Source organism: Nocardia amikacinitolerans (assembly GCF_900215415.1).
GTDB lineage: Bacteria > Actinomycetota > Actinomycetes > Mycobacteriales > Mycobacteriaceae > Nocardia > Nocardia amikacinitolerans.
The window spans coordinates 131,956-158,138 of record NZ_OBEG01000005.1 but is presented as its reverse complement, the minus strand read 5'-3'; the positions used below and the strand labels follow the sequence as shown (position 1 = coordinate 158,138).

Here is a 26,183-nt window from a genome sequence, read left to right as displayed (position 1 = left end):
CGGATGGGCTTCCCCTGGCCGCCGGACGTCCACGCGTTGGCGCCACGCCCGACCATACGGCCTATGTAGTCGTCGGAACAGGGGGCATTGTTACCTACCCGTTGCCCCATCATGCCTGACCAGCCGGATTGTGATCGTCTCCGGCCCCTGGGAGCAATGACGAAAGTCTCGGTCCGATCTCGGCGAGCGCCGCCTGCGAGGTCATCTCGTCGTGCGTCGCCCGGATCGGGTGATCGGCGACGACCCCGTCGACGAACGGTTGCCACTTGCTCGCCGAGGTCTCCGGGTCGATGCCGTGCACCAGGTTCGCGCCGAGGATCCGCGCGCTGAAGTACTCCAGCCTGCCGCGGAACACGCCTGGCCGGTGCTGGGCGATGAGCTCCGCCGAACGGACCGCGCTGCGGTAGATGCGGCGCAGCCGGTCCGGCGTCAGCACGGCAAGCTCCGGCGGGATGGTGGCGTGCAGCGCGGCGAGCGAGGCATCGCTGAGGTCGTGGACGTCACCGCCGCCGAGCAGGTCCTCGGCGCCGATGCCGATCTCGGCCAGCGCACCGCGCAGCGCGTCGCGGAAGTCGGCGGCGCCGATGTCGTGGTGGCTGTCCAGCATGGCGAGCAGCGCGACCCGCTCCCCCGCCGCCTGCAACCGCACCGCGACCGCGTGCGCGAGGATGCCGCCGAGCGACCAGCCGAGCAGGTGGTACGGGCCCTGCGGCTGGACCGAGCGGATCTCGGCCAGGCAGCGCGCCGCCATCGCGTCGAGCGACTCGGGCAGGTAGTCGTCCTCGGAGAGCGCGGGCGACTGGAGTCCGATGATCGGGCGCGACCGATCCACGTACGGCACAAGGCCCGCGTAGCTCCACGACAATCCGGCCATCGGATAGAAGCAGAACAGCGGCTCCGCGGTACCGGTGCCGCGGATCGGCAGCAGCGGCCCGAGGGCGGCGGCCGAATCGGCCGCGTAGTCGACGCCGTTCTCCTGCGCGGTGCTGATCTTCGCGGCGAGCGCGGCGACCGTGGCGTCGGTGAAGAACCACTGCACCCGCACCTCGGCGCCGGTCAGCCCGCGCAGCCTGCCGACCGCGCGGGTAGCGACCAGCGAGTTGCCGCCGAGGTCGAAGAAGTCGTCGTCGGCGCCCACCGTGTCCACGCCGAGCACCTCGGCGAAGACCGCGGCGACGGCCTGCTCCATCGGTGTCGCCGGTGCGCGGTAGTCGCGGGAGGCCAGCTGCGGCTCGGGCAGCGCCCGGCGATCCAGCTTGCCGCTCGCGTTCAGCGGCATGGCCGTGAGCGGCACGATCGCCGACGGGACCATGTACGCGGGCAGCGCGGCGCGCGCGTGCGCGAGCAGGTCGTCGGTGTCCACGGCCGAACCGGGCACCGGGACCACGTAGGCGACGAGCCGGTCGCCGGTGGCGAGCCGGACCAGCGAGACCGCGACGTGGCGCACCTCGTCGTGATCGGCGAGGACGGCCTCGATCTCGCCGAGCTCGACGCGCTGACCGCGCAGCTTGACCTGGAAGTCGCTGCGGCCCAGGTATTCCAGCGCCGCACCGTCGCCGGTCTGGCGCCAGCGCACCACGTCGCCGGTCCGGTAGAGCCGTTCGCCGTCCTCGTGCGCGACGAAGCGCTCCGCGGTGAGGCCGGGCGCGCCGTGGTAGCCGCGGGCCAATTGCACACCGGCGACGTACAGTTCGCCCGCCGCGCCGAGCGGCACCGGGCGCAGCTGGCGGTCGAGCACGTGCACCGTGGTGTTGGCCACCGGCGTACCGATCGGCACGGCGGAACCGCCGTCCGGGTGACCGGGATGCGCGGTGACGACCGTCGCCTCGGCGGGTCCGTACCAGTTCACCAGCTCGGCGGCGGGCAGTGCGGCGGCGAAGGCCTCGGCCGTCTCCGCCGAGAGCGCCTCACCGGCCGCGAAGACCCGGCGCAGGGCGGGGAAGTCGGCGTGCTCGTCGGCGCCGTCGAGGAACGCGTCGAGCATGGACGGCACGAAATGCACCGTGCTGACCCGATGTTCGGCGATGACCCGTGCCAGGTAGGCCGGGTCGCGGTGCCCGTCGGGCTCGGCGATCAGCACCGCGGCGCCGGTCTGCAAGGGCCAGAACAACTCCCACGTCGAGATGTCGAAGGTGATCGGTGTCTTGTGCAGCACCACGTCGGAGCCGTCGTGCGGGTAGGTGCGCTGTGCCCAGCGGAACTGGTTGGCCATCTGCCGGTGCGTGATCGCCACGCCCTTCGGGCGACCGGTCGAACCGGAGGTGTAGATGACGTAGGCGACGTTGTCGGCCCGCACCGGCGCGTCCGGCATCGCGACGCTGCTCGCGGAGTACTCGAGCGCGTCGACGGCGACCACCGGCACACCGGTGGCCGTGCCGAAACCGGTACGCGCCGTGGTCAATACGCACACCGGTGACGCGCCCGCCAGCACGTACTCGCTGCGCTCCACCGGATGGTCCGGGTCGACCGGCACGTACGCGCCGCCCGCGCGCAGCACGGCGTAGATGGCGACGACAAGGTCGATGCCGCGCCGCATGGCCACGGCGACAAGCGATTCCGGGCCGACGCCGCGCGCGGACAGCTCCCGCGCCAGCCGCCGCGACCTGGCGTCGAGCTCGGCGTAGCTGACCCTGGTGTTGCCGAAGATCAGCGCCGTCGCGTTCGGCGTCTTGGCGAGCTGGGCGTCGAAGAGCGAGAGCAGCGTCGAATCGTCCAGCAGCTCGGGCACTTCGGTGGCGTTGCGGGCGGTCAGCGCGGCGCGCTCCTGCCCGAGCAGCGCGTCGATCTCGGCGACCCGTGCGCGCGGCTCGGCGACGAACGCGCCGATCAGCGCGGCGAGCCGGTCGGCGAGGGTCCGCGCGGCGGCCTCGTCGAACAGGTCGCGCAGGTACTTGATCTCGACGTGCAGCTGCTCACCCAGCGCGACGATCACCGACACCGGGTAGTGCGTGCCGTCGGCGACGTGCACGCCGCTGACGCTCATGCCGTCGATCGCGCTGGCGCGGCGCAGGCCCTCCCGGTCCACCGGATAGGACTCGAACACCACCAGCGAATCGAAGAGGCCGTCCACACCGATGGTGTTCTGGATCTCGCTCAGGCCGAGGTAGTGGTAGTCGAGCAGCGCCGCCTGCTCGTCCTGCAGCGTGCGAAGCAGCTCGGCGAGCGCCTGTGTGGCACCGAGGCGCACCCGCACCGGGATGGCGTTGAGGAACAGGCCGACCATGGTCTCGACGCCGTCCAGCTCGGCGGGCCTGCCGGAGACGGTCGCGCCGAAGACCACGTCGTCGCGGTCGGTGACGCGGCCGATGAGCAGTGCCCACGCGGCCTGCACCACGGTGTTCACCGTGACGCCCGCGCGCGCGGCCGCGCCGGTCAGCGCCGCGGTCTGCTCGGGCGAGAAGACGAAGTCGACCTCGCCGATGCCCGCGGAGATCTCGCGGTTCGCCGCGCCGACCAGCGGGGTCGGCTCGGTGATGCCGGCCAGCGCCGAGCGCCACGCCTTGCGCGCCGCGTCCTGATCCTGCGCGACAAGCCATTCCAGGTAGTCGCGGTACGGCCGGATCTTCGGCAGATGACGGGAGCGGACGCCGAGCGCGTAGATGGTCAGCAGCTCACGCATCAGCAGTGGCACCGACCAGCCGTCGAGCAGGATGTGGTGACTGGTCACGATCAGGTGGAACCGCTCGGTGGCGGTGCGCAGCAGCGTGAAGCGCAGCAGCGGCGCGGTGCGCATGTCGAAGTGCTGCGCCATGTCGGCGGCCTTGATCCGCTCGGCCTCGCTGACGGCGACGGCCGGATCGAGGTGGTCCAGCGCGATCTGGCGCCACGGCACCTCCACCGAATCCGGCACCACCTGCACCGAGCGGCCGTCGCCGGTGTCGGCGAACGCGACACGCAGGTTCGCGTGCCGGTCCACCAGCGCCTTGGCGGCGGAGCGCAACCGCTCCGCGTTCACCCTGCCGTCGAGATCCAGGACGAACTGCAGCATGTACGCGTCGATGGAGGCGTCGGCGAACTGCGCGTGGAACAGCATGCCCGACTGCAACGGCGTCATCGGCCAGACGTCGCCCATTTCGGGGTACGCGCCGCCGAACCGGTCCAGATCGGACTGGGTGAGTCGCACCAGCGGGAAGTCCGACGGCGTGTAGCCGCCCGCACCGGGGCGCAGAGCGTGCTCGGCGAGACCGCCGAGGGCTCGGACCCAATGCTCGGCAAAGAGTTTCACGTCGTCACCGGCGAAAACGGCTGCGGCGAAGTCGAACCTGGCGCGCAGGCCTTCGCGGGTCGCCTCCACGACGATGTCGAGCAGCAGATCCTCGGCCCCTGCGTCGGTGTGCATCTTCGCCGGGCGCACGTCTCGGTAGCGCAGCCGGACGAGGCCGGCGGCGGGCAGTTCCGCCGCGCCGTTGAGGTGGCGCAGCAGGCCGTAGCCGACGCCGCCGGACGGCACCGAGCGGCGCAGCTCCTTGATCTGCCCGAGCGCGACGCCGGCGGCCGGACCGCCGACCAGCGCGTCGGCGATGTCGACGCCGGACAGCTCCAGCGGCAGCGGGTAGTCGGTGGTGAAGCCGCCGACCAGGTCCGAATGCGCCCGGTCGCGTGCGTCCGCGGTGAGCCGGACCACCGGACCCGCGGCGCGCGCGAGGGTTTCCTTGCCCGCCGTGCGCAGGGCGATGGCCAGCGCGGTGAGCAGCACCTCGTAGACGGTGGCGTGGTAGGCCTGCGCCATCGTCGTCACCGCCGCCGCGCCTTCGGACGTGATGGTGAGCGAGACACGCGAGCGGACCGAGAGATCGGCTCCCGCAGGCGGTTCCGTCGTCACACCGGTCAAGGTCTGCTGCCACCACGGCAATTCGGCGACGATCGCCGGATCCTCGGCCTTCGCGGCGAGGGCGCGCAACACCGTGCCGAGACCGGATTCGGTCGCCTCGGGCGCGGCGTGGCGGTGCCGCGACCAGCCCGCCGTGAGCTGATCGATGACGGTGCGCCACGAGTGGTCGTCCACCACGAGCCCGTTGGCGACGACGACCAGCTGCGCGGCCGTGTCCGGACCCATCCGGACGAACCGGATGTTGCGTCCCTGCGTCGGGTCGAGCGCCGCGGCGGCGGCCTGCACCACGTCGTCCAGCGGGACGGCGGCGGCCGCGGTGTCCTCCAGCAGGTAGAACGGCTGGTCGTCCGGCGTCGGCGCGGCGGGCAGGTCGAACGCGGCGGGGACGCCGTCGGCGGCCGGGCGCAGCCGCACCCAGAGCATCGGGTTCTGTTGCAGCACAGCGTCGATCGCGGCGCGCACCATGGGCACCGGGCGGTCCGCGGGCACGTCGAGCACGATCGCGCGCACCTCGATACCGTCCGGACGCGCCGCGAGCAGGCGGGCGGCCTCCGGCGTCAGCGGCAGCTCACCGGTCTGCTCCGCCGCGGCCGTGACGGCCGGGGTGGCGACCGCGGCGAGCGCCGCGACGGTACGCGCCTCGAAGACGTGGCGCGGGGTGAACAGCACGCCCTTGGCCCGCGCCCGCGCCACCACCTGGATGGAGACGACGCTGTCGCCGCCGAGGGCGAAGAAGTCGTCGTCGACGCCGACGCGCTCGATGCCGAGCACCTCGCCGATGACCGACGCGATGACCTCTTCCTCGGCCGTGCGCGGCGCGCGGTATTCGCGGGTCGGCAGCACCGGTTCGGGCAGCGCCGACCGGTCCACCTTGCCGACCGAGGTGAGCGGCAGTTCGTCGAGCACGACGACGGCCGCGGGAACCATGTAGTCCGGCAGCTGGTGGCCCAGCTGGGCGACGAGCGCGTCGGGGTCCAGCCGCGCGCCCTTGACCGGCAGCACGTAGGAGACGAGAGTCGTCGCGCGTCCGCCGGTTTCGCGGCCGATGGTGATCGCGAAGTCGACGCCCGGCTGCGCGGTGAGCGCGGCATCGATTTCGCCGAGCTCGATGCGGAAACCGCGGACCTTCACCTGGAAGTCGGTGCGGCCCCGGTATTCCAGCTCGCCGTCGGCGTTCCAGACGACCAAATCACCCGTGCGGTACATCCGCGCGCCCGCGTCGCCGGTGACCGCCGCGGCGATCGGATCGGCGACGAAGCGGTCGGCGGTGAGGCCGGGGCGGGCGAAGTAGCCGCGCGCCAATTGCGCACCGGCCAAGTACAACTCGCCCGGCACACCGGCGGGTACCGGGCGCAGCATGGCATCGAGCACGTAGACGCGGCTGTTCCACTCCGGCACGCCGATCGGGACGGAGCCCGCGTCGGCATCGGTGACCGGGTGGTTGGTGATGGACACCGCCGCCTCGGTCGGACCGTACAGGTTGAACAGCTCGGTGCCGCCCGCGCGGACCCGCTGGGCCAGCGCGGCGGGCAGCGCCTCGCCGATCGCCAGCACCCGCCGCAGCGACTCGGGCAGCCGCCCTTCGGATTCGGTGAGCAGCGCGTCGAGCATCGACGGAACCACATGCAACGTGGTCACACCCGTCGAACGCATCAACGCGTTCAAGTACGCCGGATCGCGATGTCCATCGGCGGTGGCGACGACGAGGCGACCACCGCTGACCGCCGCCGACCAGAACTCCCACACCGACAGGTCGAACGTCGCCGCCGTCTTGAGCAGCACCACGTTCTCACTGTCGAGACCGAACTCGTCCGACTTCCACAGCAACTGGTTCACGATCGCCGCGTGCGGCACCGCCACACCCTTGGGCTGACCCGTCGAACCCGACGTGAAGATCACATACGCCGTATTCGCCGCAACCAGAACACCATTGCGCTCACCAGCCGCGATCGGCGCGGGCGAATAGGCCGTGAGGTCCAGCGTCTCCAGCGACACCGTCTCCGCGGCGGGGCTGGCGAAGCCGTCGGCCCCGGTGGTCAGCACGCAGCGCGGAGCGGCGGTGTTCAGGATGTAGTCGACGCGCTCTGCGGGCTGCCCCGGATCGATCGGCACGTACGCCGCACCGGCCTTGGCCACCGCGTACATCGCGATCACCAAATCCGCCGACCGACGAATGGCCAACGCCACCCGATCCTCCGGACCCACACCACGACCGATCAGATACCGCGCCAACCGGTTCACCCGAGCGTCCAACTCGGCATAGGTCAGCTCGAGCAGACCCGCGCCGGTGTCGGCGACGAGCGCGGTGGCCTGCGGCGAACCGGCAACGGTCGCGTCGAGCAGCGACACCAGGGTCGCCTCGGCGTCCACCGGGTGCGCGGTGTCGTTCCAGGACCGCAGGATTCGCTCGCTCTCCTCGGCGGAGAGCAGATCGATCTCGCCCACCGACACCGCGGCGTCGGCGATCACGGCGTCCAGCACGCGCTCGAATCGCTCCGCGAAGCCGCGCACGGTGGCCTCGTCGAACAGGTCGGTGGCGTAGCTGAAGTCGGCGACCAGCTCGGCGGGCGTCCCGTCCGCGGCGTAGCGGTCGGTCACCGTCAGCTGGAGATCGGTCTTGGCCAGCCTGGCGTCGAAATCCACCGCGCCGACCGTCAAGCCGGGCAGCTCGAAGGTGGATTCGGCGAGGTTCTGGAACGAAAGACCGATCTGGAACAGCGGATTGCGCGCCGTCGACCGCGTCGGGTTGAGCACCTCGACCAAGCGCTCGAACGGCACGTCGGCGTTGGCGAACGCCTCCAGGTCGCGTTCGCGGACCTCGGTGAGCAGGTCGGCGAACCGCTCGCCGGGGCGCACCTTGGTGCGGAACACCACCGTGTTGACGAACATGCCGATCAGGTCGTCGAGTTCGCGCTCACCGCGACCCGCGAGCGGGGTGCCGACGGCGATGTCGTCGGTGCCGGAGAGCCGCGCGAGCAGTACCGCGAGCGCCGCGTGCACCACCATGAACAGCGAGGCGTGGTTGGCCCGCGCCAGCTCCTGTAGCGCGGCGTGCCGGTCCGCGGGGATCACTGTGCGCAGCGTGGCGCCGCGGAAGGACTGCACCGGAGGGCGCGGCCGGTCGGTGGGCAGCTCCAGCTGATCGGGCAGCCCGGCCAGCGCCGTGCGCCAATAGGAGATCTGCTGGGCGGCAATGGATTCCGGGTCGCTCTCGGAGCCGAGCACCGCATCGTGCCACAGCGCGTAGTCGGCGTATTGCAGTGGCAGCGGCGCGAAGCTCGGCACCGCGCCCGCCGCTCGGGCCGCGTAGGCCGTCATGACGTCGCGGGCCAGCGGGTTCATCGATGCGCCGTCGGCGGCGACGTGGTGCACCACGATCGCGAGCACGTGCTCGGTGGGAGCCAACCGGAACAGCGTCACGGCGAACGGCACTTCGGCCGTCACGTCGAAGGTGGTCAACGCGAAATCGACGACCGCGGACTGGAGATCGCCCTCGGTGATGTCGATCGGGACCAGTTCGGCGGGCTGCTCCGACGCGGGATGGACGAGCTGGCGCGGCGCCTCGTCCGAGCCGGGGTAGGTGGTGCGCAGCACCTCGTGCCGGGCCACCACGTCGGCGATCGCCTGGCCGAGCGCGTCGACGTCGAGTTGGCCGGTCAGCCGGACCGCCAGCGGGATGTTGTCGACGGCCGACGCGGCGGTGTCGAACTGGTTGAGGAACCAGTAGCGCCGCTGCGCGGGCGAGAGCGGAATCCGCTCCGGCCGAGGACCGGCGACCAGCGCGGGTCGCGCGGGCGCGGCTCCCGGGCTCTGCGCCAGGCGCGCGGCCAGACCGGCCACGGTCGAGGCGTTGAACAGTTCACGCACCTCGAGCCGGCCGCCGAGCGCGCTGCCGAGTCGCGCCATCACCTGGGTGGCGATGAGCGAGTTGCCGCCGAGCGCGAAGAAGTCGTCGTCCGCGCCGATCGGCTCCTCGGAACCCAGTGCCTCGCCGAACAATTCGGCGATGAGCTGCTCCAGCGGTCCGCTGGGCGCGCGGAATTCCTTGACCTGCAACTGCGGTGCGGGCAGCGCGCGACGGTCCAGCTTGCCCGCCGGTGTCAGCGGGATCTCGTCGAGGACGGTGATGGCGGTCGGCACCATGTGGCGCGGCAGCGTCTCCTCCGCGAACGCGGTCAGCGCCGCGACGTCCACCAGCGCGCCGGGCGCGGCGTGCACGTAGGAGGCGAGAATCGTGCTGCCGCTGTCGAGTTCGTGCCCGACGGTGACCGCGAAGTCCACGCTGTCGTGCGCCGCGAGCACCGCGTCGATCTCGCCGAGCTCGATGCGGAAGCCGCGCACCTTGACCTGGAAGTCGTTGCGGCCCAAGTACTCCAGGTCGCCACGCGGCGTCCAGCGGACCAGGTCGCCGGTGCGGTACATGCGCGAGCCGCCCTCGGCGAACGGATCCGCGACGAAGCGGCTCGCCGTCAGGCCGGACTGGCCGCCGTAACCGCGCGCCAGCTGCGCGCCCGAGACGTACAGCTCGCCCGCCACGCCGGTCGGCACCGGACGCAGCCGCTCATCGAGCACGTACGCGGCGATGCCGCGGATCGGCGCGCCGATGGTCACCGGCAGGTCCGGCGTCATCGACGACGTCACGTTGGTCATGACCGTCGCCTCGGTCGGACCGTAGGCGTTGAAGAACTGCCGGATGCCGTGCGCGACCGGAAGCACCCAGCGCCGCACCAGTTCCGGCGGGCAGGCCTCGCCGCCGGTGATCAGGACGCGCAGTTCGTCGAGACCGGCCGGGTCCATGGACGCCAGCGCCGCGGGCGTCACGAACGCGTGCGTCACCCGCTCGCGGCGCAACAGCTCAGCGAGACCGGCGCCGCCGTAGACCTCCGGCGCGGCGACCACCATCGTCGCGGCGCCGCCCACCGCGAGCAGCAGCTCGAGCACGGAGGCGTCGAAGGACGGGGACGCGAAGTGCAGCGTGCGCGAACTGGGCGTCACGCGATAGCGTTCGCGCTGCTCGTCGCAGAAGCCGGAGAGACCGGCGTGCGTGACGACGACGCCCTTGGGCGTGCCGGTCGAGCCCGAGGTGTAGATGACGTAGGCCGGATGCTGGGGCCGCAGCGGCCGCACCCGGTCGGCGTCGGCGATCGGCTTTGCCGAGTACACCGCGAGCCCGCTGACGAATTCGATGTCGTCGAGCAGCAGCCATTCGACGAGCCCCGGCAGTGCCCGCTGGGCGTCGGAGACCGTCAGACCGAGCACCGCGCCCGAATCCTTGACCATGTGGCCGATGCGTTCGGCCGGGTAGTTGGTGTCCACCGGCACGAACGCGGCGCCGGTCTTGGCCACCGCCCAGACCGCGAGCACCGACTCCACCGAACGCGGAATGCCAACGGCCACCACGTCGTCCGGGCCGATGCCGCGGTCGATGAGCAGCCTGGCCAGCAGCGTCGAGCGCAGATCCAGGTCGGCGTAACGGAGTTGGGCGTACCGCTCGGCGGCGTCGGCGACCACCACGGCGATGCCGTCCGGGTTGGTCTGCACCGCGGTGCGCAGCAGCTGCGGCAGCGTGATGTCGCGCGACACCGGAATGCGGTTGGGGCGCATCCGATCCCGCTCGACGGGCTCGAGCAGGTCGATCGCGCCGACGCGCTGGTGCGGGTCGGCGGCGACCGCGCTGGCCACCATGGCGAGGCGGCGCGCGAACGAGCGCACGGTCGCCTCGTCGAAGATGTCGATGGCGTAGGTGAAGACGGCGGCGAGCTCGGCGGGCGAACCGTCCTCGCGGTGGCGCGGTTCGACGTTCAGCAGCAGGTCGAACTTCGCCGCGATCGACTCCGAGTCCAGCACACCGACGGTCAGACCGGGCAGCTCGAGGGTCGGCCGCTCCAGGTTCTGGAACGCCAGAACCGCTTGGAACAGTGGGCTGTTCGTGCCGGCGCGGCCGGGCGCGACGGTCTCGACGACGCGCTCGAACGGGATGTCGGCGTTGGCGAACGCCGTCAGATCCGTCTCCCGCGCCGCCTGAACCAGTTCGGCGAAGGTGGCGTCGGGATCGACGGTGGTGCGCAGCGTCAGCGTGTTGACGAACATGCCGACCAGGTCATCGAGTGCGCGGTCGCCGCGACCGGCGATCGGTGTACCGATGGCGACGTCCGAGTCGCCGGTGAGGCGGGCGAGCAGCACGGCGAGCACGGCGTGCAGCACCATGAACAGCGAGGAATTCTGCTCCCGGGCGAGGCGGGCGAGCTCGCCGTGCACCTCCGCGGGCAGCCGGAAGCCGACCGAGGCGCCGCGCATCGACGGCACCGGCGGGTGCGGGCGGTCCTGCGGTAGCGCCGCGGCGCCGGTGAGACCGGCGAGCTGTTCCGACCAGTACGCCAATTGCCGTGCGGCGACGGAGTTCTCGTCCTCCACGACGCCGACGACTTCGCGCTGCCACAGCGCGTAATCGGCGTACTGCACGGTCAGCGGCGCCCAGCCCGGCGCCTCGCCCTCGGTACGGGCGACGTAGGCGGTCATCAGGTCGCGGGCGAGCGGCGCGAGCGAGGCGCCGTCGGCGGCGATGTGGTGCGTGACGAGGACGAGCAGGTGCTTGTCCGGAACGCCGCCGTTGAGCAGCGCGATCCGCACCGGCGGCCGCTCGGTGACGTCGAAGCCGCTGGACATGAGCTCGATGACGCGGCCCATGATGTCGGTCGGCTGCTCCACCGCGAGTCCGCCGGGCAGCGTGTCGGCCACGGTCGAGATCTCCTGGTGCGGCAGATCGCCCGCCGCGGCCGCCGGGTAGCGGGTGCGCAGCGCCTCGTGCCGCTCCAGCACGTCGAGCACGGCCTGTTGCAGCGCGGCCACGTCGAGCCTGCCCGCGAGCGTGATGGCGAACGGGATGTTGTAGGCGGCCGAACCCGGGTCGATCTGGTTGATCACCCACATGCGCTGCTGGGCGAGCGAGAGCGGCACCAGGTCCGGACGGACGGCGGGCACCAGCGGCGGCCGGGCATCGCCTGGCTCGCCGGGTACGACGCGTGCGGCGAGCGCGGCCACCGTCGGCGCCTCGAACAGTTCGCGCACCTCGATGTTGGCGTCCAGCGCCGCGTTCAGCCTGGCCACCACCCTGGTGGCGAGCAGCGAGTTGCCGCCGAGCGCGAAGAAGTCGTCGTCGAGGCCGATCTCGTTCGCGCCGAGCAGCGCGGCGAACACGTCGGCCACGGTCTGCTCGATGGGGGTGCTCGGCGCGCGGAACTCCGAACCGCCGCCGAACACGGGCGCGGGCAACGCCTTGCGGTCCAGCTTGCCGGAGGGGTTCAGCGGGAAGGCGTCCAGCACGACCAGCGCCGCGGGCACCATGTACCCGGGCAGCACGCCAGCGAGCTCCTTGCGCACGGCCTCGGCTTCGAGCGCCGAATCCGGCTCGGCCACAACGTAACCCACCAGCTGATCACCGGCGTGCGGTTCGGTGCGCAGCACAACGACCGACTGCGCGACACCCGGCTGCGCGAGCAGCGCCGCCTCGATCTCGCCCAGCTCGATGCGAAGACCGCGCAACTTCACCTGGAAGTCGGTGCGGCCCAGGTACTCCAGCTCACCGTTCAGGGTCCAGGTCACCAAGTCGCCGGTGCGGTACATGCGTGAGGCGGGCGGGCCGTACGGATTCGCCACGAAGCGGTCGGCGGTCAGGTCGCTGCGGTTCAGGTAGCCAAGCGCCAGCTGATCGCCCGCCAGATACAGCTCACCCGCGACACCGGGCGCGACCGGGTGCAGGCGCGAATCCAGCACGTACAGCTGGGTGTTCCACACCGGACGGCCGATCGGCACCGAGATCTCGTCGGCGTCGATCACCTCGTGGTAGGTGACGTCGACCGCGGCCTCGGTCGGGCCGTACAGGTTGTGCAGGCGCGCACCGGTCAGCTCACGCAGACGCTGCGCGGTCGGCGCGGGCAGCGCCTCGCCGGAGGCGAACACCTGGCGCAGCGGCGGCACCGGCGCACCGTCGGCCAGCGTCGCGACGAACACCGAAAGCATCGAAGGCACGAAATGCGCTGTGGTGACGTGCTGTTCGAGCATCACACCGGCCAGGTACAGCGGATCGCGATGACCGTCCGGCCTCGCGACCACCAGTCGCGCACCGACCTGCAAGGGCCAGAAGAACTCCCACACCGACACGTCGAACGTCGCAGGAGTCTTCTGCAACACCACGTCGTCCGCGCCGAGCGGGTACTCGTGCTGCATCCACAGCAGGCGGTTGACGATCGCGGCGTGCGTGACGGCCACGCCCTTCGGGCGGCCGGTGGAACCCGAGGTGAAGATGACGTACGCGGTGTCGCCGGGCCGAATCGGGCGCGCCCGTTCGAAATCCGAGATCGGCGCGGATTCGTAGCGGCCGAGGTCGACCGCGTCCACCGCGAGCACGGGCGCGGCGGCGGTGTCGAAACCGTCCCGCTGGGTGGTGAGGACCAGGGCCGGACGGGCCGTCTCCAGGACGTAGTCCACGCGGTCGGCGGGCTGGTCCGGGTCGAGCGGAACGTAGCCCGCGCCCGCCTCCAGCACCGCGTACATCGCGACGACAAGTTCGGTCGAACGCCGGATCGCCAGCGCCACAAGCGAACCGGGGCCGACACCTGCGGCGAGCAGCAGCCGGGCCATGCGGTGCACGCGCGCGCCGAACTCCGCGTAGGTCAGGCGCTCGTCCTCGAAGACCAGCGCGGTCGCGTACGACCTCGCGGCGCGCTGGCGCTCGAACAGCGAGACCAGGGTGGCGGAGGGCACCGGACGCGCGGTGTCGTTCCAGCCGGTGAGCACCGCGGCGCGCTCCTGCGGAGCGAGCAGGTCGATGTCGCCGATCACGGCGGTGGGATCGCCCGCGATCGCGGCCAGGATCAGGGTGAAGCGGTCGGCGAACCCGCGCACCGTCGCCGGATCGAAAAGATCTGTGGCGTAAGTGATCTCCGCCGAGATACCGGCGGGCGCGCCGTTCGGATCCAGCCGCTCGGCCATCGCGAGTTGCAGATCGAACTTGGCAAGCGGCACCGTCATGTCCACGCCGGACACGGTCAGGCCGGGCAGTTCCAGTTCGGTGCGCGCCAGGTTCTGGAACGTCAGCATCACCTGGAACAGCGGGTGCCGAGCCGCCGAGCGCACCGGGTCGAGCAGCTCGACGAGCCGCTCGAACGGCAGGTCGGCGTGCCCGAACGCGGCGAGATCGCCCTGTCGGACGGCGGCGAGCAGCTGGTCGACCGTCGCGGCAGGGTCGACATCGCTGCGCAGCACGAGCGTGTTGACGAACATGCCGATCACATCGTCGAGCGCGGCGTCGCCGCGGCCCGCGACCGGCGTGCCGATCGCGATGTCCCTGGTGCCCGACAGCCGGGCCAGCAGCACCGCAAGTGCGCTGTGCACCACCATGAACAGCGTCGCGTGGTGGCGCTGGGCCACCCCGCCGAGCGCGGCGTGCAGGTCGGCATCGATCTCGAAGCGCAGCACATCGCCGCGGTAGGAGGCGACCGACGGACGCGGACGATCCGCGGGCAGCTCCAATTGCTCTGGCAGCCCGGCCAATTCGGCGCGCCAGAACGCGACCTGCTCGGCGAGCACCGATTCCGGGTCGTCTTCCGCTCCGAGCACCTCGCGCTGCCACAGCGTGAAGTCGGCGTACTGCACCGCGAGCGGCGCGAGCTGCGGCGCGCGCCCCGCGACGCGGTCCGCGTAGGCGGTCATCAGGTCACGCGTCAGCGGGCCCATCGAGAAACCGTCGCCCGCGATGTGGTGCACCACGCAGACCAGCACGTGCTCGGTCGCGCTCAACGCGAGCAGGCGCAGCCGGATCGGCGCCGCCGCTGTCACGTCGAAGCCCTCGGTCACGGCCGCCGCGACCAAGTCGAACACCTCGGCCTCGGTGGCGGGTTCGGCGACCAGCTCGGGCAGCGCGCGCGGGTCGTCGGCGGGCAGCACGAGCTGGTATCCGGCGCCGTCGAATTCGGGGTAGACGGTGCGCAGCACCTCGTGCCGCTCAACCAGGTCACGGACCGCCGCGCCGAGCGCGGTGACGTCGAGCGCGCCCGAAAGCCGCACGGCCACAGGGATGTTGTTGACCCCGCTAGCCGGATCGAAGCGGTTCAGGAACCACATGCGCTGCTGGGCGTACGACAGCGGGATCCGCTCCGGACGCGGCTGCGGCTCCAGCGCGCGGCCGAGCGCCGACCCGGCGTGCTGTTCCAGCAGCGCGGCAAGCCCGGCCACGGTGGAGGCATCGAAGAGCAGCTGCATCGGCACCCGCGTACCGAGGGCCGTGCCGATCCGCGCGATGGCCTGGACGGCGAGCAGTGAGTTGCCGCCGAGCTCGAAGAAGTCGTCGTCCGCGCCGACGCGAGCCTCCGGGTCGTCCGTCAGCAGCAGAGCCGCGAACACCTCGGCGACGATCTCCTCGGTCCTCGTCGCGGGCGCGCGGTACTCCTTGACCGCGAAGACGGGCTCCGGCAGCGCGTTTCGATCCAGCTTGCCGACCGGCGTCAGCGGGATCTCGTCGAGCACCATGATCACGGCGGGCACCATGTAGCCGGGCAGCGAGCGGCCGACGAATTCCGTGAGCGCGTCGGTGTCCACGGTCGCGCCTTGCCGGGCGAGCACGTACGACACCAGCGCGGTCGTGCCCGAGGGCAGCGGCCTGCCGAGCGTCGCGGCGAAGTCGACGTCCGGGTGGGCGGTCAGCGCGTTGTCGATCTCGCCGAGCTCGATACGCAGGCCGCGGATCTTCACCTGGAAGTCCGAACGGCCCAGGTACTCGATGGTGCCGTCGATCTCGCTGCGGCGCACCAGGTCACCGGTGCGGTACAGGCGGGAACCGGCCGGATCGGCCTCACCGCCGAACGGGCTTGCCACGAAGCGTTCGGCGGTGAGGCCGGGACGGTTCAGGTAGCCCTGCGCCAGCGCGGGACCGGACAGGTACAACTCACCTACGACACCGGCGGGCACCAAACGCATTCCGCTGTCCAGCACGAACGCGCCCATTCCCGAGATGGCCGAGCCGATGGTGATCGGCTCGTCGGGGTGCATCGGCGCGCTGCTGGTGGCGACGATGGTGGCCTCGGTCGGGCCGTAGGCGTTGTAGACCTCGCGCGTTCCGTCGGCCCAGCGGGCGATCAGTTCCGGGCCGACCTTCTCGCCGCCGACGATCACGACGCGCAGGTCGTCGAGTCCGGTGGGGTCCACCGATTGCAGCGCACCGGGCGTCATCAGCATGTGCGTGACGCCTTCGCGGCGCAGCAGATCCGTGAGCTCGTCGCCGCCGAACACCTTCGGCGGCGCGATCACCAGGGTCGCGCCCGCCGAGAAGGTCAGCAGCATCTCGAACACCGACGCGTCGAAGTTCGGCGAGGCGACGTGCAGCATCCGGGCGTCGCCGTCGAACCCGAAGTGGTCGCGTTCGGTCAACAGACCGGCGAGGCCGGAGTGGGTGACGACCACGCCCTTCGGCTTGCCGGTCGATCCCGAGGTGTAGATGATGTAGGCCGGGTGGCGCTCGTCAAGCGCGCGAACCCGGTCGGCATAGGTGATGGGCCGCTCTTCCCTGTTCAGGATGCGCTCGGCCACCACGGGGTCGTCCAGCTCGATCCAGTAGACGCCGGTGCCGAGCGCCCGCCGATGCGCCGAGGTGGTCAGACCGAGCGCGGCCCCTGAGTCGGAGACGATGTGCGCGATGCGATCCGGCGGGAAGCTCGGATCCACCGGGACGTAGGCCGCGCCGGTCTTGGCGATGGCCCATACCGAGAGCACCGACGCGACGGACCGCGCGATACCGATGGCCACCACGTCGCCGGGGCCGATGCCCCGCTCGATCAGTTCCCTGGCCAGCCGCGAGGAGTCCTCGTCCAGCTGGCGGTAGGTCAACTCGACAGCGGTCTCGGGGTTGTTGGCGGGGTCGAAACGCACCGCCACCTCATCGGCCGCGGACTCCACCGCGGCAGTGAGCAACTGCCCGAACAGTGGACTACCTGGCCTGCGGCGACGACTACCACGCGTAGAGCGACGGGCAGTTTCCATTCGAGCGTATTCACCTCTCGCGTCGAGCTATCACCGCACGACCGAAAGCAGATCAGTCCCCGCCCATCCTGAACTGCCGTGGGTCGGCGCGGTCCGAGCAATCACATCAGTGTAGGCGGGCGGCCGCAACAGGCCGACCGGTCTGATCTACTCGGTTATGACACCAATCGCTGACGCTCGCGCCGCGTTACATTCCTGGTCGAGGCTACCTTCACCCACTTGTGGCGGCTCACAGCCACCCGCGACGGGTAGCTTGTACACCGGCCTGGAATCGGGTACTCGCGCCGAGGCGCTCGAGCAGACGGGCGGTGCGGCGGACGACCGTGCGGCGGGACATACCGAGCCTGCGGGCGATCGTGTCGTCGGTGGCGCCGAGGCCCATGAGGGTGAGGATCGCTTTGTCGCGGTCGTCGAGTTCGTCGGCGCTCGGGTTCACCGAGATCGGCGCGGCCAGCGACCACAGCACGTCGAAGGTGCGAACCAGCAGGCGCAGCGCGGGAGATCCGGTGAAGCGCAGACCCATCGGGTCGGGACGTCGTTCGTCGGCGTGCAGCACCAGGTTCGCTCGCTCGTCGTCGACGATGATCAGTTTGAACGGCGGTTCGGGCAGCGTGCGCGCTTGGGCGCCGCTGGCGTTGGTGGACAGCGCGTGCCGTAGTCGTTCCGCGTCCTGGTAGATCGTGTCCTGGTAGAGGGTCTGGTAGCGGATGCCCTCGCCGATCCTGGCCCGTTTCAACAGGTATTGCTGGTTCTCGCGCTCGATGTCGCTGAGGTAGGGGCCGCGTTCGATGATCTTGACCGAAGTGCGCGCCGAGGTCTGCATCTCCTCGAAATCGGCCAGCATCTCCAGGCGTTCGAAGACCGGGACCACGGATCCGTTGCCGCGCGGCGAACGTCGCACCGAGCGGAACGTCTCGCTGAGACGTGCTGCCGCGGCGTGCATCTGGTTGATCTCGTGCTGGCGGCGCCGAGCCTCGGCCTCGGACAACGATTCCGGGGCGTGCGCGTCCCAGACCGGTTCGCCGTCGGCGTTCTCGAGCCGGACGGCGGCCTGCATCGCGCAGAGGAGTTCGAGGGTCGCGGCGGCCTCTTCCGGCGGCACGTCGAGATAGCGCGCGATATCGGCGAGGCCGGATCGGGGGTGGTGCACCAGCACGGCGTAGGTGCGCCCGTGCGGTGATCCCGGCTCGAAGATATCGCCCAGATCGGTCACAAGGCGAGCCTAACTTGCGCTGCCGGACGGCAGTCCGTCCTCAGTCCGCGCATGGCCGGAGCGAAGGCGGGCGCTGCCGGACGACAGCCCGTCGTCAGCCCGCGCACGGCCGCAGCGATGGCGGGCGTACGCCTGACCGACGCGGCCGACAGCGGGATCAACCCGCGGTTGGTCGCAGCGGAGGCGGAGCTACGCCTGAGTCGCACTGGCGGACAGTGGAAGTCAGTGGGCGGACGGGCCCCAGTGCATCGGGACGCCCTTGGAAGCGAGGTACGGCAGCGGGTCGATCTTGGCGCCGCTCTGGTCCCAGATCTCCAGGTGCAGGTGCGGGCCGGTGGACTGGCCGCGGTTGCCGACGGAGGCGATCACGTCACCCGCGCGGACCCGCTGGCCCTCGGTCACGTACATGTCGTTGACGTGGCCGTAGACGGCGGTGGTGCCGTCGTCCTGCAGCACACGCACCCACAGGCCGAAGCCGGAGGCGGGGCCCGCCTCGATGACGGTGCCGTTGCTGACCGAGTGGATCGGCGCGCCGAGCTGGTCGGCGAAGTCGACGCCGTAGTGGAACTGGCCCCAGCGGGTGCCGTAGCCGGAGCTGATCGCGCCGGCGACCGGGCGAACGGCGGGCGCGGGGGCGACCTGCTGCTGCACGCCCTTGAGGATGTCCTCGACCTGCGCGAGCGGGCCCGCGATCTCGGGCGGGAGGTTGTTGAAGCCGAACGGGGCGGCGATGGGGGCGGCCACCTGGGTCGCCTCCGGCGCGGGGGCAGCGACCTCGGCGACCGGCGCCGCGACCTGCTTGGCCGCCGCGACGTTCTGGATCTCGGCGGTGCCCTTGAAGGTGATCTCGTCGGCGGCCTGGTCGGCGTCGCGCGAAGGCGCCAGCGGCGAGGCGTTGGCGATGGCCGGAGCGATCTGGGCGACACCGCCGATCAGGGCACCGGCGGCGACGGCCGCGCCCGCGGCCGCGCGGACCCGCTCGACCTGCGACGACTCGGCGCGGTGCCGCGTCGGCCGACCCGTCACGCCGTCGCCGATGAGGCTTTCGACGGTAATGGAACTGGGGCCTACCCGGTGCTGCGACAATGCTTCGTCCTAGCGTCCGACGACATTTCCGAACGAAGGCCGCCGCGTTGCGAACGAGATCCCGGTGAACTCGTGAGGCCGCGATTTCCGAGGCTCAGGTTTCCCGGTGACCGACGTTTGTAACGTTTCGGCATCCGTTGTGACGGGAACTCTACCCTGTCGTGACCATTCCGCAACCTTCGATTGCGAAGTCGCAGGTGAGGGCTGGATCACAGGTCTCGATGGGCGAGACTTGGACCGTGATCATCGACGAATTGCGCGTCCCGATCGTGCTCGCTCCGATGGCGGGTGGGCCATCGACTCCGGAGCTGACGGCGGCGGTCGCGGAAGCAGGCGGACTCGGGGTGCTTGCCGCCGGTTATCTCAGCGCGGCAGACACCGCCGCCCGGATCGCCGCGACTCGAACCCTCACCGACGCGCCGATCGGCGTGAACCTCTTCGCGCCGGGACCGCCCACCCCGCCCGCGGACTACGCCGACTATCTCGCCGAACTCGGCGCCCAATACGAACTCGGCGCGGCGAAGCACGACACCGACGACTGGGACGCCAAGCTGGATCTGCTCGTCGAGTCGCCGGTCGCGGTCGTCACCTGCACCTTCGGCTGCCCCACCGCCGCCGAGGTGAACCGGCTGCACGCGGCGGGCTCGGAGGTCTGGGTGACCGTCACCTCCGTCGCCGAGGCCGAGATCGCGGTGGCCGCGGGCGCCGACGTGCTGATCGCCCAGGGCGCCGAGGCGGGCGGGCACCGCGCCACCTTCGTCGACCGGGTGGCCGACGACGCCGCCGATCCGCTCGGCCTGCTCGCCCTGCTGCAACTGCTCACCGCCGCGGTGGACCTGCCGATCGTCGCCGCGGGCGGCATCGCGACCGGCGCGGGCATCGCCGCCGCGCTCGCCGCGGGCGCGCCCGCGGCACAGCTCGGCACCGTCTTCCTGCGCTGCCCCGAGGCTGGCACCAACCCGGTGCATCGCGCCGCGCTGCCGAGCACCGCATCGACCATGCTGACGCGCGCGTTCACCGGACGGCGCGCCCGCGGCCTGCGCAACGAGTTCATGGACGAACACAGCGCGACGGCGCCCGCCGCGTACCCGGAAATCCACTACGCGACAGGGCCGTTGCGGGCCGCGGCGCGGGCCGCGGGCAACCCCGAGGAAGTGAACCTGTGGGCTGGCCAAACCCAAGCGCTGACGCCGGAGCTACCGGCCCGCGAACTGGTCGCCCAGCTGGCCGCCGCGACGAAAACCGCACTGAACTCGGCACTTTCGCGGCGAATCCAGGATTGTTGACAACCACTTTCGATTAGACTTCAGGGGCATCGCACCGCCATCCACCCCTTCCCAAGGAGGAGAGCGCCATGTCCCTCGATGTTCCCGCCGCACTGCTCGAACGCGCCGAGCGTGGCGAAGTCGACGACGCCGAATTCGTCGAATGTGTCCGGAACTCGCTGCCCTACGCCTGGGAGGTCGTGAGCCGGGTGGCCGGTGAATTGAAGTCGGGCACGGCCGAATTCGCCGACAACGTGGTCCCGCCGCCGGACGAGGTGGCCCGGGGTCAGCTGCTGCGCGCCCTGGCCTCGGACGCCATCCGCGGCGGCCTGGAGCGGCACTTCGGCGTGAAGCTCGCCTTCCAGAACTGCCACCGGGTGGCGGCCTTCCCGATCGCGGCGGTCGGCGGCGAGACCTACCGCACCTTCATCGGCCCACGGGCTCAGCTACTCAACCAGAGCCCGGAGCTGCGCAACTGCTGACGGGCTCCGCCGGATGCACTCGCGCACGGCCGCAGCGGTCGTACGTATAGTCGTTCGGCACGCACGGGGGCTGTCGGCGGTTGGGGCCGACAGCGCCCGTGGGGCAAGAAGATTCGCCCCCGTTCGGTCGGTGCAGGAGGACGACCGAACGGGGGCGTTTCGCGCGTTCAGACGCCGACGCGGGCCTCGTCGTAGTCGGACGGGTCGAAAGTCCTTGTCTTCCAGCGATAGAGGACCGTGGCGCCGGGCCAGTTGTTGGTGATGCGTCCCGCCGCGTTGCGGTACCAGCTGGAGCAGAAGTTCCACGGGGTGTCCTTCAGCCGCCGTTGCAGCCAGTCGTCCCACTGCTGTTCGACGTTCGCGCGGGCGGCGAGGAAGCGGCCAGGGTGTTCGGCCAGGTACTCCACCACCTGTCGGATGTAGCGGGCCTGCGATTCCAGCATGTAGATGATCGAGCCCGAGCCGACATTGGTGTTCGGTCCGTACATCATGAACAGATTCGGGAAGTTCGGGACCGAAAGGCCCAGGTAGGCACGGGCTCCCGCGTCTCCCCAGACATCGGCGAGCTTGCGGCCGCCGAGGCCGTAGATGTTCATCGGGGCGAGGAACTCGGTGCCCTTGAAACCGGTGCCGTAGACGATCACGTCGACGGGGTGCTCGACGCCGTCCACGGTGCGGATGCCGGTCGGCGTGACCGCCTCGATCGCCGTCGTCTCCACCGTGACGTTGGGCTGGGCCAGCGCCGGAAAGTACTCGTTGGAGAACAGGCCGCGCTTGCAGCCCGCCGCGTAATCGGGGGTCAGCTTCGCGCGCAATTCCGGGTCGGGGACCTGCTTTTCGCGGTGCCGGTCGGCCAGCGCGATCACCGGGGACTTGATGGCCGGGATGTCGGTCAGCGCGAGCGCGAGCACTTCGAAGAACGACCAGATCGCGAATCGCTCGGCCCACCGGCTCGGCGGAAAGTACTTGAACATGGCGTGGTGCAGCGCGCTGTACTCGACGTCCGGCTTGGGCAGCACCCAGGCCGCCGAACGCTGAAAGAGGGTGAGGTGCTCGACCTTCGGCTGGATGCGCGGAATGTATTGGATCGCACTGGCCCCGGTGCCGATGCAGGCCACCCGCTTGCCGGTCAGGTCGACGTCGTGGTTCCACTCGGCGGAGTGGAAGGCCACGCCGGTGAAGGTGTCGATGCCGGGCAGGTTCGGCAGCGCGGGCCTGGACAGCTGGCCGACCGCCGGGATGAGGATGTCGGCGTCGAGCTGCGCGCCGTCGGCCGTGCTGACCCGCCAGCGGCCGGTGCCCTCGTCGAATTCGGCGTCGGTGACCTCGGTGCCGAAGCGGATGTAGCGGGCGAGGTCGTGCTTGCGCGCGACGCCGCGCATGTAGTCGTGGATGTCGCGCTGCTCGGAAAAGCGCCGCGGCCAATCGGATTTCGGCTCGGCGGACCACGAGTACAGCGGTGAGGGCACATCGCAGGCAGCGCCCGGATAGGTGTTCTCCCGCCAGACCCCACCGAGATCGGCGGCCCGTTCCAGGATGGTGAAATTCTCCAGCCCGGCGCGCCGCAGCTCGAGCGCCATGCCGAGCCCCGCGAAACCGGCCCCGATGATGATGATGGACGGCGTTGACATGGTTCGAGCGTAAAGCGGGCGACGTTCGCCACCGAGGCATCAGCGGTCACCTAATCGACATTTTCGGCCACATTGTCCATGGCTCAGCCGGACACGCTGTTCTATTATCTGCGTATGAATGCAGATAGCGAGCAACCGCGGTTGCCGCTCGCCGAGGACCAGGTCGGGCTGGTCGTCGAGGTGTTCAGGATGCTGGCCGAGCCGACCCGCGTGCAGCTGCTGTGGGCGCTGGTCGATCGCGAGCTGTCGGTGAACGACCTGGCCGGCGCGGTCGGCAAGCCCGCGCCGTCGGTCTCGCAGCACCTTGCGAAGCTGCGGATGGCCCGGCTGGTGCGGCCGAGGCGGGCCGGCACCACGATCTTCTACAGCTTGGAGAACGAGCACGTCCGCCAGTTGGTGGTGGACGCGGTGTACAACGCCGAGCACGCCGGACCCGGCGTCCCGCCGCACCACCGCGGCGACGGCGCGGTGGTGGAACTGCCGAATCGGAATCGAGCGACGCGGTGAGTCATACGAAACGGCATGCGGGACAGGGGTTGTCGTCGCGGACTGACGCGGGCAGCGAGGCAGAGCACCGCCGTGTCCACCCAGCAGGCCCCGACTGCGCGCACGACGACGACCACTGGCGCGGCAACGATCACAGCCACCAACTCGGCGATGAGCACGAACACGGCGACGACCATGAGCACGGCCGCGTCTCCGCGGACGAGCAGAGCCGGGGCAAGGGCGAGGGCCACGGGCACGGGCACGGGCACGGGCACGGGCATAGCCACGACCACGATCACCCCGGCGGTCTGCGCGGCGCGCTCCGCGAGATCTTCGTCCCGCACAGCCACGACGCCGCCGACAGCATCGATGACGCGCTCGAGGCCAGCGCGATCGGCATCCGCGCCGTCAAGCTCAGCCTCGCCGTCCTCGGCATCACCGCCGTCCTTCAAGCGCTCGTCGTCGCGGCCTCCGGGTCGGTGGCGCTGGCCGCCGACACCATCCACAACTTCTCCGACGCGCTCACCGCGGTGCCGCTGTGGATCGCGTTCGCGCTCGGCAGGCGGCCGGCCACCCGCCGATACACCTACGGCTTCGGTCGGGCCGAGGACCTCGCCGGGCTGTTCGTCGTCGCGATGATCGCGCTCTCCGCGCTGGTCGCCGGGTACGAGGCGGTGCGCAGGATCATCCATCCGGTGGCGATCGACCACCTCGGCTGGGTCGCGCTGGCCGGGCTCATCGGGTTCCTCGGCAACGAGACGGTGGCGCTCTACCGCATTCGGGTCGGGCGGCGAATCGGGTCGGCGGCTCTTGTCGCGGACGGATTGCACGCGCGCACAGACGGTTTCACCTCGCTGGCGGTGCTGCTCGGCGCGGGCGGTGTGGCACTTGGCTTCCCGCTCGCCGATCCGATCGTCGGCCTGCTGATCACGCTGGCCATCCTCGCCGTGCTGCGCACCGCGGCGCGCGATGTCTTCCACCGGCTGATGGACGGGGTCGAACCCGGGCTGGTGGCGAGCGCGGAGCGGGCGCTCGCGGCCGAGCCAGGCGTCGAGGGCGTGCGCAGCGTCCGCATGCGCTGGATCGGGCACCGGCTGCACGCGGACGTCGAGCTGGACGTCGCGCCGACCATCACGCTAGCCGACGCGCACCGCCTCGCGCACGAGGCCGAGCACACCCTCACGCACGCTGTGCCGAAGCTCGATACCGCACTTGTCCACGCTTATCCGGCCCATATTCGTTGACAGATCACGTTTTTCGATTGCCGCGCTGACCTGGGAAAACTGAGGGCATATGCCCCTCCTTTTGATTTCCGTCACGGCCGCTCGCGGTGTGACCGCCGTTCGGTAGCATCGCCGATGTGACGTGGCTCATGTCGGCCACGCGGATAAGGAGTACCCGATGTTGAGCACCATGCAGGACGAGCCGCTCTCGCTCGCGACGCTGTTGAAGTACGCCGCTACCTTCCAAGGCGACAGCACCGTGTCCACCTGGACCGGCACCGGCGTGCGCACCATGACCTACCGCGAGATGGGCACCGAGGCGGCTCGGCTGGCGAATGCGCTGCGCGGGTTCGGCATCGGTGTCGGTGATCGGGTCGGCACCTTCATGTGGAACAACAACGAGCACATGGTCGCCTACATCGCGGTGCCCGCGATGGGTGCGGTGCTGCACGCGCTCAACATCCGGCTGTTCCCCGAGCAGCTGGTGTACGTGGCCAATCACGCCGAGGATCAGGTCGTCATCGTGGACGGCACGCTGGTGCCGATGTTCGCCCAGTATCTGCCGAATTTGAAGACGGTGCGCCATGTCATCGTCGCCAATGGTGACGCGTCGGCGTTGCAGGCTCCCGAGGGTGTGCAGGTGCACTCCTACTCCGAGTTGCTCGCCGCCCAGTCCGACACCTTCGACTTCCCGGTGATCGACGAAAAGTCCGCTGCGGCAATGTGTTACACCTCGGGAACCACCGGTGACCCGAAGGGTGTGGTGTACTCGCACCGCTCCAACTGGCTGCACGCCATGCAGGTCTGCTCTCCGATGGGCATGGGCTTCAGCGGCGCCGACAACGTGCTCGCGATCGTTCCGCTGTTCCACGCCAACGCCTGGGGCCTGCCGTACGCGGCGCTGATGTCGGGCGCGAATGTGCTGATGCCCGACCGGTTCCTGCAGCCGGGTCCGCTGCTGGAGATGATGGCCGATCAGAAGCCGACCTTCGCCGCGGCCGTGCCGACCATCTGGGGCGGCGTGCTGGCGGGTCTGGCCGCCAAGCCCCAAGACATCTCGCACCTGCGCACCGCGGTGGTCGGCGGTTCGGCGGTGCCGCCGTCGATGATGCGCGCGTTCCAGGAGCAGCACGGCGTGCGCATCCTGCACGCGTGGGGCATGACCGAGACCTCGCCGCTGGGCAGCGTCGCGCACCCGCCCGCGGGCGTCACCGGCGAGCAGGAGTGGGAATACCGTTACACCCAGGGCCGTTTCCCGGCCAGCGTGCAGGCGCGGCTGGTCGGCGACGACGGCAGCGTGGTGCCCAACGACGGAGAATCCCTCGGCGAGTTGGAGGTTCGCGGTCCGTGGATCACCGGCTCCTACTACTCCCCCGAGGGCGGAGTCATCGACCCGGACAAGTTCGACGACGGGTGGCTGCGCACCGGCGACGTCGGCAAGATCAGCCCGAACGGCTACCTCACGCTGGTGGACCGCTCCAAGGACGTGATCAAGTCCGGCGGCGAGTGGATCTCCTCGGTGGATCTGGAGAACGCCGTCATGGGCCACCCGTCGGTCGCCGAGGCCGCCGTCATCGGCGTGCCGGACGAGAAGTGGGACGAGCGGCCGCTGGTGGCGATCGTGCTGAAGGAAGGCACCGAGGCCAAGGCCGAGGAACTGCGCGACTTCCTCGCCGACAAGTTCGCCAAATGGCAGCTGCCCGAACGGTGGACGTTCATCGCGGAGGTGCCCAAGACCAGCGTCGGCAAGTTCGACAAGAAGCGCCTGCGCGCCCAGTACGCGGATGGCGATCTGACCGTCACCACACTCTCCTGAGCTAGCCCGAAGCCCGGTCCCGTTGTGCGCCAGCGGGATCGGGCTTCGCGCTGTCAGCGACATGTTCCGCCCGCGATCGGATTCCGGCTTCGCCGCGCGCCACCGCAACCAGGCCTC

At 70.6% G+C, this 26,183-nt stretch carries 9 protein-coding genes; 5 read left to right on the top strand and 4 right to left on the bottom strand.

What is annotated here, in order from left to right; all coding sequences use genetic code 11:
• Positions 1 to 109: 109 nt before the first annotated feature.
• From CRP45_RS22665 to CRP45_RS22655, 3 genes are all read right to left on the bottom strand, one after another.
• On the bottom strand, positions 110 to 16,864 hold the full coding sequence (locus CRP45_RS22665; protein WP_097246838.1) for an amino acid adenylation domain-containing protein: 16,755 nt from the start codon (positions 16,862 to 16,864) through the stop codon (positions 110 to 112).
• 229 nt (positions 16,865 to 17,093) lie between these two features.
• Positions 17,094 to 18,077, bottom strand: a complete 984-nt coding sequence (locus CRP45_RS22660) for a LuxR C-terminal-related transcriptional regulator (protein ID WP_097246836.1) — start codon at positions 18,075 to 18,077, stop codon at positions 17,094 to 17,096.
• 222 nt (positions 18,078 to 18,299) lie between these two features.
• The gene (locus CRP45_RS22655; RefSeq protein WP_245910344.1) at positions 18,300 to 19,103 is read right to left on the bottom strand and encodes a M23 family metallopeptidase; all 804 of its coding nucleotides are present in this window, start codon (positions 19,101 to 19,103) and stop codon (positions 18,300 to 18,302) included.
• 281 nt (positions 19,104 to 19,384) lie between these two features.
• Between CRP45_RS22655 and CRP45_RS22650 the strand changes: the two genes are divergently transcribed.
• Together CRP45_RS22650 and CRP45_RS22645 are read left to right on the top strand one after the other, a co-directional pair.
• Complete coding sequence (locus CRP45_RS22650; RefSeq protein ID WP_097246833.1) at positions 19,385 to 20,449, top strand: nitronate monooxygenase; 1,065 nt, start codon at positions 19,385 to 19,387, stop codon at positions 20,447 to 20,449.
• Positions 20,450 to 20,517: 68 nt separating this feature from the next.
• The gene (locus CRP45_RS22645; RefSeq protein ID WP_097246832.1) at positions 20,518 to 20,910 is read left to right on the top strand and encodes an SCO5389 family protein; all 393 of its coding nucleotides are present in this window, start codon (positions 20,518 to 20,520) and stop codon (positions 20,908 to 20,910) included.
• A gap of 167 nt (positions 20,911 to 21,077) precedes the next feature.
• Here the strand turns inward: CRP45_RS22645 and CRP45_RS22640 are convergent, their stop codons facing one another.
• Positions 21,078 to 22,541: a flavin-containing monooxygenase gene (locus CRP45_RS22640; protein WP_097246830.1), complete on the bottom strand. Its 1,464-nt coding sequence runs from the start codon at positions 22,539 to 22,541 to the stop codon at positions 21,078 to 21,080.
• Between the two features lie 114 nt (positions 22,542 to 22,655).
• Here CRP45_RS22640 and CRP45_RS22635 point away from each other — a divergent pair, with 114 nt between their 5' ends.
• From CRP45_RS22635 to CRP45_RS22625, 3 genes are all read left to right on the top strand, one after another.
• Positions 22,656 to 23,048, top strand: coding sequence for an ArsR/SmtB family transcription factor (locus CRP45_RS22635; protein WP_067785484.1), 393 nt, complete (start codon positions 22,656 to 22,658; stop codon positions 23,046 to 23,048).
• Positions 23,049 to 23,335: 287 nt separating this feature from the next.
• On the top strand, positions 23,336 to 24,271 hold the full coding sequence (locus CRP45_RS22630; RefSeq protein WP_097247184.1) for a cation diffusion facilitator family transporter: 936 nt from the start codon (positions 23,336 to 23,338) through the stop codon (positions 24,269 to 24,271).
• Positions 24,272 to 24,428: 157 nt separating this feature from the next.
• Positions 24,429 to 26,066, top strand: coding sequence for a long-chain fatty acid--CoA ligase (locus tag CRP45_RS22625; protein ID WP_097247183.1), 1,638 nt, complete (start codon positions 24,429 to 24,431; stop codon positions 26,064 to 26,066).
• Positions 26,067 to 26,183 lie beyond the last annotated feature (117 nt).

Excerpts from the sequence above, each read along its gene's own strand:
- CRP45_RS22635 (WP_067785484.1), top strand. The coding sequence starts at position 22,656 with ATGAATGCAGATAGCGAGCAACCGCGGTTGCCGCTCGCCGAGGACCAG.
- CRP45_RS22645 (WP_097246832.1), top strand. The coding sequence starts at position 20,518 with ATGTCCCTCGATGTTCCCGCCGCACTGCTCGAACGCGCCGAGCGTGGC.
- CRP45_RS22665 (WP_097246838.1), bottom strand. The coding sequence starts at position 16,864 with ATGGAAACTGCCCGTCGCTCTACGCGTGGTAGTCGTCGCCGCAGGCCA.
- CRP45_RS22650 (WP_097246833.1), top strand. The coding sequence starts at position 19,385 with ATGGGCGAGACTTGGACCGTGATCATCGACGAATTGCGCGTCCCGATC.
- CRP45_RS22625 (WP_097247183.1), top strand. The coding sequence starts at position 24,429 with ATGTTGAGCACCATGCAGGACGAGCCGCTCTCGCTCGCGACGCTGTTG.
- CRP45_RS22640 (WP_097246830.1), bottom strand. The coding sequence starts at position 22,541 with ATGTCAACGCCGTCCATCATCATCATCGGGGCCGGTTTCGCGGGGCTC.